This is a genomic window from Kribbella sp. NPDC051770 (genome assembly GCF_040681455.1).
Classification (GTDB): Bacteria; Actinomycetota; Actinomycetes; order Propionibacteriales; family Kribbellaceae; genus Kribbella.
The window spans coordinates 154004-169972 of the sequence record NZ_JBFAYT010000001.1; the positions used below are offsets into that span (position 1 = coordinate 154004).

Consider the following 15969-nt stretch of genomic DNA (forward strand, 5'->3'; position numbering starts at 1 on the left):
AAGGGTGATCACTGACGGAAGACGAAGGCGAGCGCGATACCGATGATCGCCAGAACCTCGGTCACACCGAAGCCGATCCACGCGATCGACTGCAGCTTGCTCTGGGCCTCCGGCTGACGGGCCGTGCCGTTGATGACAGCGGCGAAGATCAGGCCGACGCCGACGCCCGGGCCGATCGCGGCGAGGCCGTAACCCAGGACGGCGATGTTGCCGGAAAGGGCGAGAGCGAGTTGGCTCATTTGAGGTGCTTCCTTTCGGTACGGATAGCGGGTCTATCCGGGTTTTCCGTTGCTACGGGATCTGGGGGGTGCCGATCAGTGCTCGTCGGCGATCGCGCTGCCGATGTACTGCGCGGTCAGCACGACGAAGATGTAGGCCTGGATGCACTGGACGAACAGCTCGAGTCCGGCGATCGCGAGGCCCATCAGGAAGGTCAGGATGCCGACACCGCCGAGGGCGATGTTGCCGGTCTCGAAGACCATGTACTCGCCGCCGAGGACGAACACCAGCAGCAGGATGTGCCCGGCGAACATGTTCGCGAACAGCCGCAGGCTGAGCGAGACCGGCCGGACCAGGATGTTGGAGATGAACTCGATCGGGATCATCAGCGGCATCAGCCAGGCCGGCACACCGGCCGGCATCGTCTGGTGCTTGAAGTAGCCCCACAGGCCCTTCTTCTTGATGCCCACCGCGTTGTAGATGACCCAGCTCATGACCGCGGCCACGTAGGCCCAGCCGATGTGGCTGAAGGTCGGGAACTGGATCAGCGGGATCGAGGCCGCGACGTTGTTCAGCAGGATGAAGAAGAACAGGCCGCACAGGTACGGCACGTACTTCATGTGGTCCTGGCTGCCGATCGCGTCGCGGGCGATCGAGTTCCGGACGAAGTTGTAGCCCAGCTCGCCGGCGAACTGCAGCTTGCTCGGCACGATCGCGGCCTTGCGGGAGGCACCCCAGAAGAACCAGACGATCACGATCACCGACAGGGCGGCCACCAGGACGGGCTTGGTGAACCACTCCACGCCGTCGATGATGGGCGGCAGGTCGAAACTCTCAGGACCGGGCGGGGTGAACTCGGTCGAAACGCCGGCAATCACCGGGTCTCCTCTCGCGTCGTGCTCAAGTCGTTCGCCATCGGGCTTGGGGCAGGGCGGCTCAGGGCAAGGCGGTCAACAACGTCAGACCCGGCAGAGCTCAGGAGCGCCCGTACCGGAAGTGCAACATCAGAATCGTGAGTCCGGCTCCGAGGACGATGCCCACCGGCAGCAGGAACTGGGTGCCCAGCCAGCGGTCCAACCCGAAGCCGATGCCCCCGTACACCAGGACACCGCCGATCAGGTAGGACAGGACCCGCCAGCCGTCGCCCGAGGTGTCGGGTGTCGGCTTCGGATCGCTTTGCTGGCTCATCGGCACCCGAAAGGTACCAGTCGGCGACACGCCGGGTCACATCGGCACCAGTGCGGTGCGCCACACCCGTTGTCACGATCGGGAAACGGCTTACCCGGGCACTACCACCGGTACTCACGCGGTCACCTCGTGGTCGAGGTCGTAGATCGGGATCCGCAGCCGCGACCAGGCCCAGATCTCGCCGGCCATCCAGCCCATCACGACCACCATCGCGCTGATCCCCAGCGCGGTCAGGTTGACGTTCGCGGCCAGACTCTCGGAGTTCAGGGCGATCGCGAGCAGACCGCCGAAGATCGCGATCCGGCCGGTGTAGCTGGCCATCGCGACGCCGAGCTGCGCGGTCGGGCTGGCCCGGCGCGACAGGTGCAAGGCGAACAGGCCGAGGCCGGAGAAGACCATCACCATCAGCAGGCCGAGCAGAGCGCCCCACAGGCCCGCGATCCCGGCGGCGACCGTCGCGATCGCGGCCGCGTTCACCCCGACGACGACGGCGGCGACGACCGCGCCGCGCAGCATCGCCAGCGCCGGGTGCCGAGTGGCCTGGCCGGCGGGTTCGTCGGTGCTTCGATGGGGAGCCATCTGGTGGTTCCGTCCTGCTGGCGACCGGGATTCTTGCCCTCGGTCGTCGGGTGGGCGGGGTCAGGGGTCACGCTGCTGTTCGGTGGTGCTTGTGAAAACTAGCACAAAGTCTGCACCGTCAGCAAAACGAGTCCACTGCCGCTGTACGCACACACCCTATCGGTAGGCCACGCGAGCGACTGGTCTGGTCCCCGGTTGGGGTGCTCAGACCTTCGCGAGCTTGCGGGTCGAGCGCCGCGGCAGGCCCGTCGTGAGCACGATCGCGGTGACCGTCGCGGCCAGCACGATGAGCACCGTCCACCAGTCCAGCAGCAGGCCCAGGACGACCACGCCGAAGGCGATCAGGGCCGTCCACAGGTACATCAGCAGGACCGCGCGGCGGTGGCTGTGACCGCGTTGCATGAGCCGGTGGTGGAGGTGCAGCTTGTCGGCGGCGAAGGGCGAGCGGCCGGCCTTCGTACGGCGTACGTATGCCATCGTGAGGTCGAGCGCGGGGATCGCCAGGACCGCGATCGGCAGGACCAGCGGGAGCAGCGCGGGGAGCAGGCTCGAGCCGCCGACCTCGTACGGGACGGCGTTCGGGTCCATCTGGCCGGTCAGGCTGATCGTCGACGCGGCGAGCATCAGGCCGATCAGCAGCGAGCCCGAGTCGCCCATGAAAACCCTTGCGGGGAAGAAGTTGTGCGGCAGGAAGCCCAGACAGGCACCGGCCAGCGCGACCGTGATCAGCGTCGAGGTGGTGGCGCGGTCGAGGTTCTGCTCGACGTTCAGCAGGTACGAGTAGGTGAAGAACGCGATCGCGCCGATCGTCGTGACCCCGGCGGCCAGGCCGTCCAGACCGTCGACGAAGTTCACCGCGTTGCAGGAGACCAGCAGGATGCCGGCGGTGACGACCGCGAGCTGGGCCGGCGGCGGCGACAAGATGCCACCGGGCAGCGGCAGCCAGTACAGCTGAATGCCCTGGACGATCATCACGCCGACCGCGAGCACCATCCCGGCCAGCTTGGTGATCGGGTCCAGCTCGTACAGGTCGTCGATCACGCCGACCGCGCAGATCACGATGCCGCCGATCAGGATCGCGCGCGCGTCGTGCGCGACCTGCAGGCTGTCGCCGAGGAACGGCATGCTGGAGGCGACCAGGTACCCGGCGATCAGGCCGCCGAGGATCGAGACACCACCGAAGTACGGGATCGGCACCTTGTGCACGTCACGCGCCCGGACCTTCGCGACCGCGCCGTAGCGCAGCGCGATCTTGCGGGCCAGCCCGGTCAGCAGAAAGGTCGTGGCCATCGCCACGAAGAAGACGAGCAGGTACGCGCGCACTAGTCCGCAGGCCTCACATCAGGTGCCTTCGAGTCGGCCGGCTTGCCCGGCTCGTCGTTGGACGCCGACGCGGGCCGATCGGTTGGCTTGTCGTCGACCGGCGCGGTTTCGGCGGCCTCGTCCTGGACGTCGGCCGGCTTGGGCTCCAGATCCGTGGTCGCCTCCGGGACGACCTTGCGGATGTCCACCATCGACAGCGCACCGATCCGTACGACGTGCGGCACGTCCCCGGTCAGGTCGACGATCGTCGACGGCTGCCCGCCGGTCACCTCGCCGCCGTCCAGGTAGACCGCGACCGACTCCCCCAGCTGCGCCTCGGCGTCGTACACGTCGAGGGCGGCCGGCTGGCCGCTCAGGTTGGCGGAGCTGACCGCGAGCGGCCCGGTCCGGGACAGCAGCTCACGCGTGTTCTCGTGGTCGGGCACCCGCAGCGCGACCGTGCCCTGGGTGTCGCCGAGGTCCCACATCAGCGAGCCCTGCGCGTGGCAGATCACGGTCAGCGGCCCGGGCCAGAACTCCTCGCACAGCTTCCGGCCGTCGTCCGGTACGTCGGTCGCGAGCGCGTCCAGCGACTCGACCACCGAGATCAGTACCGGCGGCGGCATGTCCCGGCCGCGGCCCTTGGCGTCCAGCAGCCGCTGCACGGCGTCGGCCTTGAAGGCGTCGGCGGCCAGGCCGTACACGGTGTCGGTCGGCAGCACGACCAGGTCACCGGCCTCGATCGCGTCCACGGCGGCGCGGTAGGCCGGCGCCAGTTCGTCTCCGGTGAAGTCAAAGCGCTCGCTCACGCAGTGAATCGTGCCACTGTCCCGGTGAAACCCCGTCATCGGGTCAACGCTGACAGCCCGCTGTCAGGAACTCGGCCCGGCTTCAGCGTGGAGCTGACAATCGGCTGTCAGGAATGCAGCCGGTCCGCCTGCTTTCCTGCGAAGATCCCGGCCATGACTGTGTCCCGCGACTTCCTCACCGGCCTGCCGAAGGCCGAGCTGCACGTCCACCACGTCGGGTCCGCGTCGCCGCGGATCGTCGCCGAGCTGGCCGCCCGGCACCCCGGGTCGCCGGTGCCGGCCGACCCGGCCGCGCTGGCCGAGTACTTCACCTTCACCGACTTCGCGAAGTTCATCGAGGTCTACCTGACCGTCGTGGACCTGATCACCACCCCGGACGACGTCCGGCTGCTCACCTACGAGATCGCCCGCGAGATGGCGGCGCAGAACATCCGCTACTCCGAGCTGACCGTCACGCCGTACACGTCGGTGATCCGCGGCATCGCCGCCGAGGCGTTCTGCGAGGCGATCGAGGACGCCCGGACGGCGGCCGAGAAGGAGCTCGGCGTGACGCTGCGCTGGATCTTCGACATCCCCGGCGAGGCGGGCCTGCCGGCCGCCGAGGAGACGCTGCGGATCGCCACCAAGATCCATCCCGACGGTCTGGTCGCGTTCGGCCTGGGCGGCCCGGAGATCGGCGTGCCGCGGCCGCAGTTCGCGCCGTACTTCGAGCAGGCCCGCGCGGCCGGGCTGCACAGCGTCCCGCACGCCGGTGAGACCACCGGCCCGCAGACCATCTGGGACGCGATCCGCGACCTGAAGGCCGAGCGGATCGGTCACGGCACCTCGGCGATGCAGGACCCGGAGCTGGTCGCGTACCTGGCCGAGCACCGGATCCCGCTCGAGGTCAGCCCGACCTCGAACCTGGCCACCCAGGCGGTCCGGACGCTGGCCGAGCACCCGCTCCCGGCGATGGTCGAGGCCGGTCTGGTGGTCACCATCAACTCCGACGACCCGCCGATGTTCGGCACCGACCTGGTCACCGAGTACGGCGTCGCCACCGAGCTGCTCGGGCTCGACGAGGCCGGTGCGGCCGACCTGGCCCGGACCGCCGTGGAGGTCTCGTTCGCCGAGCAGCCGGTCAAGGACGCCCTGCTGGCCGAGATCGACGGGTACGCCGTACGGCAGCAGTGAGCCGTGGCGCTGCCGTTCGACGGCGGTGAGTACGACCGCCTGAACGTCACCCCGGACCGGACCGGGCTCGCCGACGGCGAACCGCTGGTCCGGGTCAGGCTGCCGCACGGACCCGACGGCTGGCTGGCGCGCCGGTACGCCGACGTACGGGCGGTGCTGTCGGACCCGCGGTTCAGCCGGACCCGGCAGCTGAGCACCCCGAACGTTCCCCGGCTGCGAGCCCGAGGGCGAGCTCGCGGCCGTCACCAACCTGTGCGACTACCTCGGCGGTCTGGCCGTGCAGCGGCGCGGGAGGCCGGGTGACGACTTCCTGTCGGTGCTCGTGCAGGCCGAGCAGGAGGGGCTGCTATCCGACCAGGAGGTGATCGGGTACGGCGTGGCGCTGCTGGTCGCAGGCTACGAGACCACCGCCAGCCAGTTCGCGAACTTCTTCTACCTGATGATCACCAACCCCGAGCAGCAGGCGGTTCGGGCACGGGATGCACCACTGCATCGGCGCCCAGCTGGGCCGGCTCGAGCTGCGCATCAGGCTCGCGACCGTACTTCGGCGCTTTCCCGACCTGGCGCTCGCCGTACCGGAGCCGGAGCTGCACTGGAAGCGGGGCTCGATCATGCACGCGCCGGAGCACCTGCCGGTCACCTGGACGACGGTCAGTCGCTGACCTTGCGGAGCTGCCAGCGCTGGTCGGCAGCTCCGGTGAACGGCTGCTGGGTGACGCGTTGGTTGCCTCCGGCATCAGTTATGGCCAGGCCGGTCAGGGTGTTGAGTACGCCGTACAGGTCGTCGCCCAGCGGGTGCAGCGTCCAGCGCATGCCGTCCTGACCCTTGCAGGGGTACTGCAGGACCTGGGTGCCCGGTGTGGTGCCGCTGAAGGCACTGTCGGCGCACTTGCCGCTGCTGACGTTCTGCAGCTGCCAGCCGGTCGCGTACTGGAAGCGCCACTGCTGGCTGGTCGCTCCGGTCGCCGGCTGGCTCGTGACGTAGGCCAGGTCGTCAGCGGAGGCGACGCCGAGCGCACCAGCTTCGTTGACGAACTCGTAGACCTGGCCGTGGCGTGGACCCGGCCGGGCGTCCGGTACGGCGCTCTTGATCAACCAGTCGCTGTTGGCGACGTTCCAGTGGGTCGCCAGGTAGCTGCCGGGAGCTGGGGCGGTGTTGAAGTAGTCGTCCTTGTTGCAGTCCAGCAGGCGGTCGCTGTCCTTCTCGGGGCAGACGACCGTCGTACCGGAGCCGTAGCACATCAGGTCCCACTCGTCGCTGCAGTGCCCGTTGTAGTGCGGTGCCGAGCTCTGGACCGCGCCGAAGGTGTGGCCGAGCTCGTGGGCGGCGGCGTTGAAGCCCCAGCAGTTCGCTGAGGCGTCGACGCGGGCGTAGCCGGTGTTGCGGTTGTTGGCGTTGTCCGGGCCGGGCCGGTCGTCGCCGTACAGGGTGCCGACGCCGCAGATCTTCTTGGCGTCGGCGAAGACCAGGTACTTGCGGTTGGGATCCTTGTGGCCGGCGCCTTGCAGCGCGGTGACCATCGAGTCCCAGCTGTCCAGGCCACCGGTCGGCAGGACCACCTCCTGTACGGCGATCCTGCAGGCGCTGCCGGCTGTCTCCGTGACGAAGCGGATGTGCCGGCTGGCTCCGGTCTGCGCGGCGCTGTCGTTGTACGACGCGTCGATCTCGTGCGACCAGGCCCGGAACGACGGCAGGAACAGCGCGAGCCGCGACGCCTGCTGCTTCTCCCGCGCATACAGGACCTGCACCCGCTTGCCCGCCTTACCGTCGCCCTCGCAGACGATCGGGTTAGCCGCGACGGTCGCCGCGGCGACCGCTGCCTTCAGCGGGGTCGCCTCGCCCTGGGGAGCCCGGCCCGGGAACTGCTCGTCGGGCGCGACCGGGCTGCCGACGGTGAGCGCGGCGGCCAGCACCAGCTCGATCAGGACGGGCATCGCGTGCTCCTCGAAGGCGGCGAAGGTCACAGAAAGTGAAGCCATGATGACACTTCGGCGCCGCGGACACGCCGGGCCCTTGTCCTGTCGGTCTCGCGTGGTTCCCTTGACCGGTGCGCAAGCTACCCGTCCTCAGCGCGACGGCGATCCTGCTCGGCCTCCTCACCGGCTGCAGCGACGATCCCGCCGACGCCGGCCCGACGCCGAGCAAGCCGCCGGCGACCACTCCGAGTACCGCTCCGACCAGCGAGCCACCCGCTCCCCCGGTGGAGGGCGACCTGCCGCGCGGCGGCCGGACGATCTTCCCGAAGCACCAGCTCGTCGGGTACGTCGGCCTGCCCGGCTCCCCCGCGCTCGGCCCGCTCGACAAGAACATCGACGCCAAGGCCGCCCAGCTGGAGAAGCTCGCGACGGCGTACGCCGGAGGGCGCACGCCGCTGCCCGTCATGGAACTGATCGTGGTGATCGCGAACGGGCACGCCGGACCCGACAACAAGTACCGCAGCCGGCTGAGCGACGCGAAGATCCAGCCGTACCTGGACACCGCGCGCAAGCACAAGATGCTGCTGCTGCTCGACGTGCAGCCCGGGCGCGCGGACTCGCTGACCGAGATCAAGCGGCTGGAGAAATGGCTGAAGGAGCCTGACGTCGGGCTGTCGTTCGACCCGGAGTGGGCGGTCGGCCCCGGGCAGGTGCCGGGGCGCGTCTTCGGCCGGACGACGGGCGCCGAACTGACCTCGATCGCGACGTACTTGTCGGGGCTGGTGAAGGCTAACGACCTGCCGGAGAAGGTATTCGTGTTCCACCAGCTTTCGTCGCGGATCCTGAGCAACGAGAAAGCGTTCAAGCAGCAGCCGGGGGTGGTCACGATCAAGTCCGTCGACGGCATCGGCCACCGCAAGGACAAGGAATCCACCTGGCGCAAGCTCACGCCGACGATGGCGCCGGGGGTGCACGCGGGCTTCAAGCTGTTCTACGAGGAGGACACCCGGCACGGACCGCTGATGACCCCCGCGCAGGTGATGGCCCTGAAGCCTCGGCCGGAGTTCGTGGTCTACGAGTAGCGAGCCGTCGGCAGGCCCCGGCCCCCACCACGCAGCCGACCTCCGCCCCACCGTCAGCCACCACCACCCTGATCCCCACCTACATTCCGCCTCCGCTCGCCTCCGCCCCGTCCCGCCTCCGCCACGCAGCCGACCTCGCCCACCGTCGGCCAGCACCACTCCGGTCCCCCACCCACACTCCGCCCCCGCGCCGCCCCGCCTCCGCCCCGCCCGGCCTCTCCCCCGCCGCGCCGCCCGGAGCCCACTTTGGGCACCGCTCAGCCACAATTCGCGGCCTGCGGTGACTGGGCCGTGCACAAGGAGCGGTTTTGCTGGGCGGGGTGAGTACCTAGCGACAGGAGGTGTGCGGCGGAGGCGACGGGTGCGCGGGGGTGCAGGCGGGGTGCGCAGGCGCCGGAGCGTCTGGAGGCCATGACCTCCTGTCGGTCAGTACCTCTCGCCGCGACCGGCGTGGCGGTCCGGTGCGGAGGCGGCTAGACCCGGCGGCCGGTGGCGAAGCGGTGGCGGCCGGCCAGGTCGAGCTGGTCGCGGACCTCGGTGAACTGGCCGGTCGCGGCGAAGACCGCCGGGGCCGACTCGCCCTGGACGTCGGCGTGCTCGCAGCCGAACCAGCCGCCCGGCTTGAGCAGCCGGGCCGCGGTCGCGGCGACCACCTTGATCTCGTCCAGACCGTCGTCGCCCGACCACAGCGCCAGCGCCGGGTCGTGGTCGCGGACCTCGGCCGTGACCGACTCCCACGCGGTCAGCGGGATGTACGGCGGGTTGGCGATCACCGCGTCGACCAGCCCGTCCAGCTCGGGCAGGCAGCCGTCGATGTCGCCCTCGTGCAGCGTGGCGCCGGTCCCGGCGAGGTTGCGGCGAGCCCAGACGACCGCGTCCGCCGACAGCTCGACGGCGTGGACGGTGCTGTCCGGACGCTCGGTCGCGACCGCTCCGGCGATCGCACCCGAGCCGCTGCACAGGTCGACGACCAGCGGCGCCTCGACGTCCTTCAGCCGGTCCAGCATCCAGCCGACCAGCACCTCCGTCTCCGGCCGCGGCACGAAGACCCCTGGGCCGACGGCGAGCTCCCGGTAGCGGAAGGCCGCCGTACCGGTCAGGTGCTGTAGCGGCTCGCGCTGGGCGCGGCGATCGACCAGTACGTCGTACTGCTTGAGCTGGTCGTCGCTGAGGTCAGCCAGGCCCAGCTGGAGCCGCGAGACGCCGGCGACGAAGGCGAGCAGCTCGGCAGCGTCGTACTCGGGTGAAGCGACCCCTGCCTCAGCAAGCCGCTCGGTGGCAGCAGCGATCAGCTGGCGAGTGTTCACTGGTGGGTCTCGACGGCGTCCAGCCGGGCGGCCATGTCGGCGTCGGTCAGCGCCTGGATCACCGGCGCCAGCTCGCCGCCGAGGACCTGGTCGAGGTTGTGCGCCTTGTAGCCGACGCGGTGGTCGGAAAAGCGGTTCTCCGGGAAGTTGTAGGTGCGGACCCGCTCCGAGCGGTCGACCGTCCGGATCTGCGAACGGCGCGCGTCCGAGGCCTCCTGGTCGGCGGCCTCCTGCGCGGCAGCGAGCAGCCGGGAGCGCAGTACACGCATCGCCTGCTCGCGGTTCTGCAGCTGCGACTTCTCGTTCTGCATCGAGACCACGATGCCGGTCGGCAGGTGCGTGATCCGGACCGCAGAGTCGGTCGTGTTCACGCTCTGACCGCCCGGACCGGACGACCGGAACACGTCGATCCGCAGGTCGTTCTGGTCGATCTCGACGTCGACGTCCTCGGCCTCCGGCAGCACCAGGACACCGGCCGCGCTGGTGTGGATCCGGCCCTGCGACTCGGTCACCGGCACCCGCTGGACCCGGTGCACACCGCCCTCGAACTTCAGCTTCGCGTACGGCGCCTCGCCCGGCTCGGGCGTGCCCTTGGCCTTCACCGCGACCGTGATCGACTTGTACCCGCCGAGGTCGGACTCGGCCGAGTCGAGCACCTCGGTCTTCCAGTTCTGCTGCTCGGCGTACTTGAGGTACATCTTCAGCAGGTCGCCGGCGAACAGCGCCGACTCGTCGCCGCCCTCACCGGCCTTGATCTCGAGGATCGCGTCCTTGTCGTCGCTCGGGTCCCGCGGGACGAGCAGCATCCGCAGCTTCTCGGTCAGCTCCTCGCGGCGGGCCTCCAGCTTGGTCGCCTCGTCGGCGAACGCCGGGTCCTCGCTCGCCAGCTCCTTCGCCGCCTCGATGTCGTCGGCGGTCTGCAGCCACTCGTCGTACGCCCGCACGACCGGCGCCAGCGCCGCGTACCGCTTGCCGACCCGCCGGGCGTTGGCCTGGTCGGAGTGCAGCTCGGGGTCCGACATCTGCCGCTCCAGCTCGGCGTACTCCGCCTTGAGCGTCTGCACCGCTTCGAACATCGGTCACTCCTTCCAGATCGTGGGCACAACACAAACCGCGCGCCGGTCCGCGGACCCCTCGATCGGGGATCTGCAGACCGGCGCGCGGTGGAAAAGCTACTTCTTGGCGTACCGCTTCTCGAAGCGGGCGACCCGGCCGCCGGTGTCGAGGATCTTCTGCTTGCCGGTGTAGAACGGGTGGCACTGCGAGCACACGTCGGCGTGGATCGAACCCGACTCGGCCGTCGACCGCGTCTGGAAGGTCGCGCCACAGGTGCAGGTCACCGTGGTGTCGACGTAGGTCGGGTGGATGTCGCTCTTCATGGATCTCCTAGGTTTCAGGTGCCCCGGGTCGCCAGCGGCGCTGACGTGAACCGGAACCAACAGGCAAGTTTGCCATGTGGGGGTTCGGGGCGGCAAACCGGGGGTTTGGTACGCCGGGCGGTGGGGGCTGGGGTTGCTTTTCGGCTGACCGGTGGGGGCTGGGGTTGTCTGCCGGCTGACCGGCTGGGGCTGGCGCACGTAGGGCGGGTGCGGGTGGTTCCAGCCTCGCGGCGCCGGCCGCGGGCCGGCGGTCGGGTGCGGGTAGGTGCCACCTGTGTACTTCTCGCCTACCTCCGCCGACTACCAAGTACAGGCACGCTGTTGGGCGAGAAGTCAGCAGGCGTCACCTTGGGGTGGGCCATTGCCCTGCTCACCTTTGGCTTCGGTGGTTGCCGGTTGTGGCTGGGGTTGTTTTGACGGCACTCGGCCCGGGTCGCGCTGGTGCGCTTCCCGGGCCGTCGTGTTGTTTTTGCTAGTTGCCGTCGTCCGTGGTGCGGCCGTTGCCGGTGCTCGGAGTGGTCTTGTTGACCTGGAGGAGGAACTCGATGTTCGACTTGCTCTCCTTGAGCTTGCCGATCAGGAGTTCCAGGGCGGCCTGGCCGTCCAGGGCCGAGAGGACCCGGCGGAGTTTCCAGACGACCTGGGTCTCGTCCTTGCTCATCAGCAGCTCCTCGCGGCGGGTGCCGGAGGCGACGACGTCGATGGCGGGGAAGATCCGGCGGTCGGCGAACTCGCGGCGCAGCCGGAGCTCCATGTTGCCGGTGCCCTTGAACTCCTCGAAGATGACCTCGTCCATCTTGGAGCCGGTCTCGATCAGGGCCGTGGCCAGGATCGTCAGCGAGCCGCCGTCCTCGATGTTGCGGGCCGCGCCGAAGAACCGCTTCGGCGGGTAGAGCGCCGAGGAGTCGACACCACCGGACAGGATCCGGCCGCTGGCCGGGGCCGCGATGTTGTACGCGCGGCCGAGGCGGGTGATCGAGTCGAGCAGGACGACCACGTCGTGGCCGAGCTCGACCAGGCGCTTGGCGCGCTCGATCGCCAGCTCCGCGACCGTGGTGTGGTCGTCGGCCGGGCGGTCGAAGGTGGAGGCGATGACCTCACCCTTGACCGTGCGCTGCATGTCGGTGACCTCTTCGGGGCGCTCGTCGACGAGAACCACCATCAGGTGCACTTCGGGGTTGTTCGTGGTGATCGCGTTCGCCAGCGCCTGCAGGACCATCGTCTTGCCGGCCTTCGGCGGCGACACGATCAGACCGCGCTGGCCCTTGCCGATCGGGCTGACGATGTCGACGATCCGGGTGGTCAGGATGCCCGGTTCGGTCTCCAGCCGGAGCCGCTCGGTCGCGTACAGCGGGGTCAGCTTGTTGAAGTCCTGGCGCTGCTTGGCGATCTCCGGGTCCGACCCGTTCACGGTGTCGATCCGGACCAGCGGGTTGAACTTCTCCTTGCGCTCGCCGTCCGACGGCTGCTTCACCGCACCGGTGATCGCGTCACCCTTGCGCAGGCCGTAGCGCTTCACCATCGACAGCGCGACGTACACGTCGTTCGGACCGGGCAGGTAGCCGCTGGTCCGGACGAACGCGTAGTTGTCGAGGACGTCGAGGATGCCGGCGGCCGGCACCAGGACGTCGTCCTCGCTGATCGTCGGCTCGGCGTCGAACCGCTCGCCGCGACCGCGGTTGCGGGTGTTGTCGCGACCGCCGGTGCTCTGGCGGTCGTCGCGGTTGCGGTCCCGGTCGCGACCGCGGCGACGCCGGCGGCGGCCGTCGCCGTCCTGGTCGTCGGCCGCGCGGTTGTCGTTGCGGCTGTCGGTCCGGCCGTCGTTGCGGCTGTCCCGGTTGTCGCGGTTGTCGTTGCGCCCGTCGGTCCGGGTGTCGCCCCGGCCGTCGGTGCGGTTGCGCTGGTCGCGCCCGCCGTCGCGGTTCTGCTGACCGTCACGGCCACCGTCCCGCTGGCCCTCACGAGCCTGGCCGTCACGAGCACCCTCGCGGGCCTGCTGGCCCTCGCGGTTCTGCTGGTTGTCGCGGCTGCGCCCGCGCTCCCGGCCACCCTCGCGGTTGCGGTCCTCGGACCGGCCCTCGCGCTCGTCGCCACCGGTCTGCGCGGTCCCGTTCTGCGCGGCGGCGCGGTCGGCGGCCGGCGCGCTCTCGACGGCCACGACCGGTACGGCGGCGGTCTGCGTCGCGGCAGCACGATCAGCGGCCCGGCCGGCGCGGTCAGCGCGGTCGGCGCCGTTCTTCGCGTCGGCGCTCTTCGCCTCGGCGGTCACACTCGGAGCGGTCGCTCCGTTCTGCTCGGCGGCCGTCTCGGCCGCGGCGGCGCGGGCCCGGCGACTGCCGCCCTCGCGCACCGGAGCCTCGGCCGGCGCGCTCTTGCGCGCCGCCGCCGGCCCCGAAACAACATCAGAGGCCGCCTCGTCCAGGGTCGGCTGCGTCGACCGGGCGCGGCTGGCGCCACCGGTCGAGCTACCGCCCTGAGCGGCCTTGATCGCCTCGATCAGCTGGCCCTTGCGCAGCGCGCCGGTGCCCTTGATGCCGAGCGTCCCGGCGAGCTGCTTGAGCTCGGGGAGCAGCATGCCTTCGAGGCCGCCTCCGGTCTTGCGGCGCCGCGTGCTCGCGCTCGCTTCGGGCGCCGCGGCGCCGTTGGAGGCTTCAACAGTTTCTGTCACGTGAGGTCCTTCCCACACGGATGAACGATGTCCTGACCGGCTCATCGCCCGGAATCAGCTCCCACGGCCGGCGGACGGCATCGTGGGTACAAGAGGTTCTCGCTGGATCCGGTCCCCCGAAATTCTCCGGCGCAGGCGGCGCAGGTCATTCACTGGGAGATCGCCACGGACACCTGGGTGCCGGGAACACAGCCCGGAAGCGGCGAGAGTCACCGATCACCTGGAGGGGATCGGGTGAGTCGAGACTAGCACCACACAGGGTCCTTCTGCTGCCTCGTGGGGTACAACGCGTGTCCGGTCCTGATCATTCCGCCCACGGCGAACTCTCGCCGTCGGCGACCCCGGACCAGACCTGTACGCCGGCTGGATCGATCGCGAGGTCGTGCCGCGTCCAGCCGTCCGGCGCAACCGGAAGTGCCGCGATCTCCTTGCCCGAAAGGGCATCCAGCACCAGAACGGTAGGACCGGCTCCGCTCACGACGGCGGCCAGACCGCTCCCCCGCAGCTTGTGCACGAGCGCCAGCGTCTCGGGCATCACCGGCTCGCGGTACTCCTGGTGGAGGCGATCTTCGGTCGCCGTCATCAGCAAACCGGGCTGCGACGTGATCGCCGTCACCAGCAGCGCGGCCCGTCCGGCGTTCGCCGCGGCGTCCGCGTGCGGTACGACGTCCGGCAGCAGCCCGCGCGCCTGCTTGGTGAGCACCTTGACCTCGGGCACGTAGACGGTCGCCCGCAGCTCGGCGACCGGATCCGTCCGCACGGCCTTCCCGACGCCGCCGTCGACCCAGGCCGTCGTGAACCCGCCCAACGCGGCCGCCGCCACGTTGTCCGGATGCCCTTCGAGCTCGTTGGCCAGCGCGACGACGTGTTCCCGATCGAGCTCGGCACCAGCCAGTCCGTACGCCGCCGCGATCCCGCCGACGATCGCCGCCGAGGAGGATCCGAGCCCGCGTCCGTGCGGCACCCGGTTCGTGCACCGCAGTACGAAACCGGGCACGTCGACACCGAGCGCCGACAGCCCGGCGCGCACAGCGCGCACCACTAGATGCGACTCGTCGAGAGCAACCTCCCCAGCCCCAGCTCCGGTCACCTCAACAGAAACCCCAGAACCACCGGGGATCACCGTCAGCTCGTCATACAAACCCAGCGCCAGCCCGAAGGCATCAAACCCCGGCCCCAAGTTGGCGCTGGTAGCCGGCACTCGAACCCGCACCTCCCCCGGCCCTGCGGGCCGAGGATCGGTGGGGAGAGCGAGGTTGGTCGGCAGAGCCCCCAACTCAGGCCAGCCCTGCTACGCGGGCGACGGCGTCGGTGTCGGCCGGGGTGACTACTGCTTCCGCGGGCGGCGCGGACGACAGCGCGGTGTCGATGTCCTTCAACCCGTGGCCGGTGACCGTGATGACGACCGTCTGGCCGCCGTCGACGCGACCGGCCGCCTTCAACTTCAGCAGCCCGGCGACACCAGCCGCCGAGGCCGGCTCGACGAAGACACCTTCGCGCGCGGCCAGCTCCCGCTGCGCGGCGAGGATCTGGTCGTCGGTGACCGCCTCGATCAGGCCGCCCGACTCGTCGCGCGCGTTCTCGGCCAGGGTCCACGACGCCGGGTTGCCGACGCGGATCGCGGTCGCCAGTGTGTCCGGCTGCTCGACGATCGCGCCACGCACGATCGGCGCCGCGCCCTCGGCCTGGAAACCCCACATCCGCGGCCGCCGCGACGACACCTTGTCCTTGGCGTACTCGCCGTACCCCTTCCAGTACGCCGCGATGTTGCCCGCGTTCCCGACCGGGAGCACGTGCAGGTCCGGCGCGTCACCCAACGCGTCGACGACCTCGAACGCCGCGGTCTTCTGGCCCTCCAGGCGCACCGGGTTCACCGAGTTCACCAGCGCGACCGGGTAGTGCTTGCCGAGCTCGCGCACGATCCGCAGGCAGTCGTCGAAGCCGCCGTCGACCTGCACCAGCTGCGCGCCGTGCACGATCGCCTGCGCCAGCTTGCCCTGCGCGATCCGCCCGGCCGGGATCAGCACCAGCGGGATCAGCCCGGCCCGGCCGGCGTACGCCGCGGCGGACGCCGAGGTGTTGCCCGTCGAGGCGCAGACGACCGCCTTGTCACCGGCCTGCGCGGCCAGCGAGATCGCGACCGTCATGCCGCGGTCCTTGAACGAGCCGGTCGGGTTGTTGCCCTCGACCTTGAGCCAGACCTCGCAACCGGTCTGCTCGGACAGCCACTGCGCGGCCACCAGCGGCGTACCGCCCTCGCCGAGCGTGACCACCGGAGTGTCCGTCGAGACCGGCAACCGGTCGCGGTATTCCTCGATCACGCCTCGCCACTGGTGCGCCATCCGA

At 70.1% G+C, this 15969-nt stretch carries 17 protein-coding genes and 1 pseudogene; 5 read left to right on the plus strand and 13 right to left on the minus strand.

What is annotated here, in order from left to right; all coding sequences use genetic code 11:
• Nucleotides 1-8 precede the first annotated feature (8 nt).
• The 6 genes from atpE to AB0M01_RS00745 all read right to left on the minus strand — a co-directional run bounded on the left by atpE (nucleotide 9) and on the right by AB0M01_RS00745 (nucleotide 4097).
• Nucleotides 9-239, minus strand: a complete 231-nt coding sequence (gene atpE, locus AB0M01_RS00720) for an ATP synthase F0 subunit C (RefSeq protein WP_363664739.1) — start codon at nucleotides 237-239, stop codon at nucleotides 9-11.
• A 75-nt stretch (nucleotides 240-314) separates the two neighbouring features.
• Nucleotides 315-1097 carry a F0F1 ATP synthase subunit A gene (gene atpB / locus AB0M01_RS00725; RefSeq protein WP_363664740.1) on the minus strand — a complete coding sequence of 261 codons (783 nt, stop codon included), beginning with the start codon at nucleotides 1095-1097 and terminating at the stop codon, nucleotides 315-317.
• Nucleotides 1098-1194: 97 nt separating this feature from the next.
• Nucleotides 1195-1407, minus strand: coding sequence for a hypothetical protein (locus tag AB0M01_RS00730; protein ID WP_077016113.1), 213 nt, complete (start codon nucleotides 1405-1407; stop codon nucleotides 1195-1197).
• A gap of 114 nt (nucleotides 1408-1521) precedes the next feature.
• Nucleotides 1522-1986 (minus strand): hypothetical protein, encoded by a 465-nt coding sequence (locus AB0M01_RS00735; protein WP_363664741.1) that lies wholly within the window; start codon nucleotides 1984-1986, stop codon nucleotides 1522-1524.
• Nucleotides 1987-2190: 204 nt separating this feature from the next.
• Entirely contained in the window at nucleotides 2191-3276 is a 1086-nt protein-coding gene (locus AB0M01_RS00740; RefSeq protein ID WP_363664742.1) for an MraY family glycosyltransferase, read from the minus strand.
• A 32-nt stretch (nucleotides 3277-3308) separates the two neighbouring features.
• Nucleotides 3309-4097 (minus strand): L-threonylcarbamoyladenylate synthase, encoded by a 789-nt coding sequence (locus AB0M01_RS00745; RefSeq protein ID WP_363664743.1) that lies wholly within the window; start codon nucleotides 4095-4097, stop codon nucleotides 3309-3311.
• 153 nt (nucleotides 4098-4250) lie between these two features.
• On the opposite strand from AB0M01_RS00745, the gene AB0M01_RS00750 reads away from it, so the two are divergent.
• From AB0M01_RS00750 to AB0M01_RS00765, 4 genes and pseudogenes are all read left to right on the plus strand, one after another.
• Nucleotides 4251-5270: an adenosine deaminase gene (locus AB0M01_RS00750; RefSeq protein ID WP_363664744.1), complete on the plus strand. Its 1020-nt coding sequence runs from the start codon at nucleotides 4251-4253 to the stop codon at nucleotides 5268-5270.
• Nucleotides 5271-5273: 3 nt separating this feature from the next.
• Complete coding sequence (locus tag AB0M01_RS00755; RefSeq protein WP_363664745.1) at nucleotides 5274-5573, plus strand: hypothetical protein; 300 nt, start codon at nucleotides 5274-5276, stop codon at nucleotides 5571-5573.
• Nucleotides 5548-5724, plus strand: a pseudogene (locus AB0M01_RS00760) (cytochrome P450); the annotation flags it as partial. The gene AB0M01_RS00755 and the pseudogene AB0M01_RS00760, both read left to right, overlap by 26 nt.
• Before the next feature lie 25 nt (nucleotides 5725-5749).
• A complete protein-coding gene (locus AB0M01_RS00765; protein WP_363664746.1) occupies nucleotides 5750-5932 on the plus strand; it encodes a hypothetical protein in 183 nt (60 codons plus the stop codon).
• Here AB0M01_RS00765 and AB0M01_RS00770 read toward each other — a convergent pair.
• A complete protein-coding gene (locus AB0M01_RS00770; protein WP_363664747.1) occupies nucleotides 5922-7250 on the minus strand; it encodes an RICIN domain-containing protein in 1329 nt (442 codons plus the stop codon). The genes AB0M01_RS00765 and AB0M01_RS00770 overlap by 11 nt on opposite strands.
• Nucleotides 7251-7318: 68 nt before the next feature.
• Between AB0M01_RS00770 and AB0M01_RS00775 the strand changes: the two genes are divergently transcribed.
• On the plus strand, nucleotides 7319-8269 hold the full coding sequence (locus AB0M01_RS00775; RefSeq protein WP_363664748.1) for a hypothetical protein: 951 nt from the start codon (nucleotides 7319-7321) through the stop codon (nucleotides 8267-8269).
• 473 nt (nucleotides 8270-8742) lie between these two features.
• Here the strand turns inward: AB0M01_RS00775 and prmC are convergent, their stop codons facing one another.
• From prmC to thrC, 6 genes are all read right to left on the minus strand, one after another.
• Nucleotides 8743-9576 carry a peptide chain release factor N(5)-glutamine methyltransferase gene (gene prmC, locus AB0M01_RS00780; RefSeq protein ID WP_363664749.1) on the minus strand — a complete coding sequence of 278 codons (834 nt, stop codon included), beginning with the start codon at nucleotides 9574-9576 and terminating at the stop codon, nucleotides 8743-8745.
• Nucleotides 9573-10652 carry a peptide chain release factor 1 gene (gene prfA, locus AB0M01_RS00785; protein ID WP_363664750.1) on the minus strand — a complete coding sequence of 360 codons (1080 nt, stop codon included), beginning with the start codon at nucleotides 10650-10652 and terminating at the stop codon, nucleotides 9573-9575. Before prfA ends, prmC begins: the two co-directional genes overlap by 4 nt.
• Nucleotides 10653-10748: 96 nt before the next feature.
• Nucleotides 10749-10955, minus strand: coding sequence for a 50S ribosomal protein L31 (rpmE, locus tag AB0M01_RS00790; protein WP_012922632.1), 207 nt, complete (start codon nucleotides 10953-10955; stop codon nucleotides 10749-10751).
• Between the two features lie 472 nt (nucleotides 10956-11427).
• Nucleotides 11428-13623 (minus strand): transcription termination factor Rho, encoded by a 2196-nt coding sequence (rho, locus tag AB0M01_RS00795; protein WP_363664751.1) that lies wholly within the window; start codon nucleotides 13621-13623, stop codon nucleotides 11428-11430.
• A gap of 304 nt (nucleotides 13624-13927) precedes the next feature.
• Nucleotides 13928-14824 carry a homoserine kinase gene (gene thrB, locus AB0M01_RS00800; RefSeq protein ID WP_363664752.1) on the minus strand — a complete coding sequence of 299 codons (897 nt, stop codon included), beginning with the start codon at nucleotides 14822-14824 and terminating at the stop codon, nucleotides 13928-13930.
• Nucleotides 14825-14900: 76 nt separating this feature from the next.
• Nucleotides 14901-15965: a threonine synthase gene (gene thrC / locus AB0M01_RS00805; protein ID WP_363664753.1), complete on the minus strand. Its 1065-nt coding sequence runs from the start codon at nucleotides 15963-15965 to the stop codon at nucleotides 14901-14903.
• Between the last annotated feature and the right edge of the window lie 4 nt (nucleotides 15966-15969).

What these genes read in the sequence shown, in the direction of transcription:
- atpE (WP_363664739.1), bottom strand. Translation starts at nt 239, where the DNA reads ATGAGCCAACTCGCTCTCGCCCTTTCCGGCAACATCGCCGTCCTGGGT.
- AB0M01_RS00730 (WP_077016113.1), bottom strand. Translation starts at nt 1,407, where the DNA reads ATGAGCCAGCAAAGCGATCCGAAGCCGACACCCGACACCTCGGGCGAC.
- AB0M01_RS00735 (WP_363664741.1), bottom strand. Translation starts at nt 1,986, where the DNA reads ATGGCTCCCCATCGAAGCACCGACGAACCCGCCGGCCAGGCCACTCGG.
- AB0M01_RS00740 (WP_363664742.1), bottom strand. Translation starts at nt 3,276, where the DNA reads ATGGCCACGACCTTTCTGCTGACCGGGCTGGCCCGCAAGATCGCGCTG.
- AB0M01_RS00750 (WP_363664744.1), top strand. Translation starts at nt 4,251, where the DNA reads ATGACTGTGTCCCGCGACTTCCTCACCGGCCTGCCGAAGGCCGAGCTG.
- AB0M01_RS00765 (WP_363664746.1), top strand. Translation starts at nt 5,750, where the DNA reads ATGCACCACTGCATCGGCGCCCAGCTGGGCCGGCTCGAGCTGCGCATC.
- AB0M01_RS00770 (WP_363664747.1), bottom strand. Translation starts at nt 7,250, where the DNA reads ATGGCTTCACTTTCTGTGACCTTCGCCGCCTTCGAGGAGCACGCGATG.
- prfA (WP_363664750.1), bottom strand. Translation starts at nt 10,652, where the DNA reads ATGTTCGAAGCGGTGCAGACGCTCAAGGCGGAGTACGCCGAGCTGGAG.
- rpmE (WP_012922632.1), bottom strand. Translation starts at nt 10,955, where the DNA reads ATGAAGAGCGACATCCACCCGACCTACGTCGACACCACGGTGACCTGC.
- thrC (WP_363664753.1), bottom strand. Translation starts at nt 15,965, where the DNA reads ATGGCGCACCAGTGGCGAGGCGTGATCGAGGAATACCGCGACCGGTTG.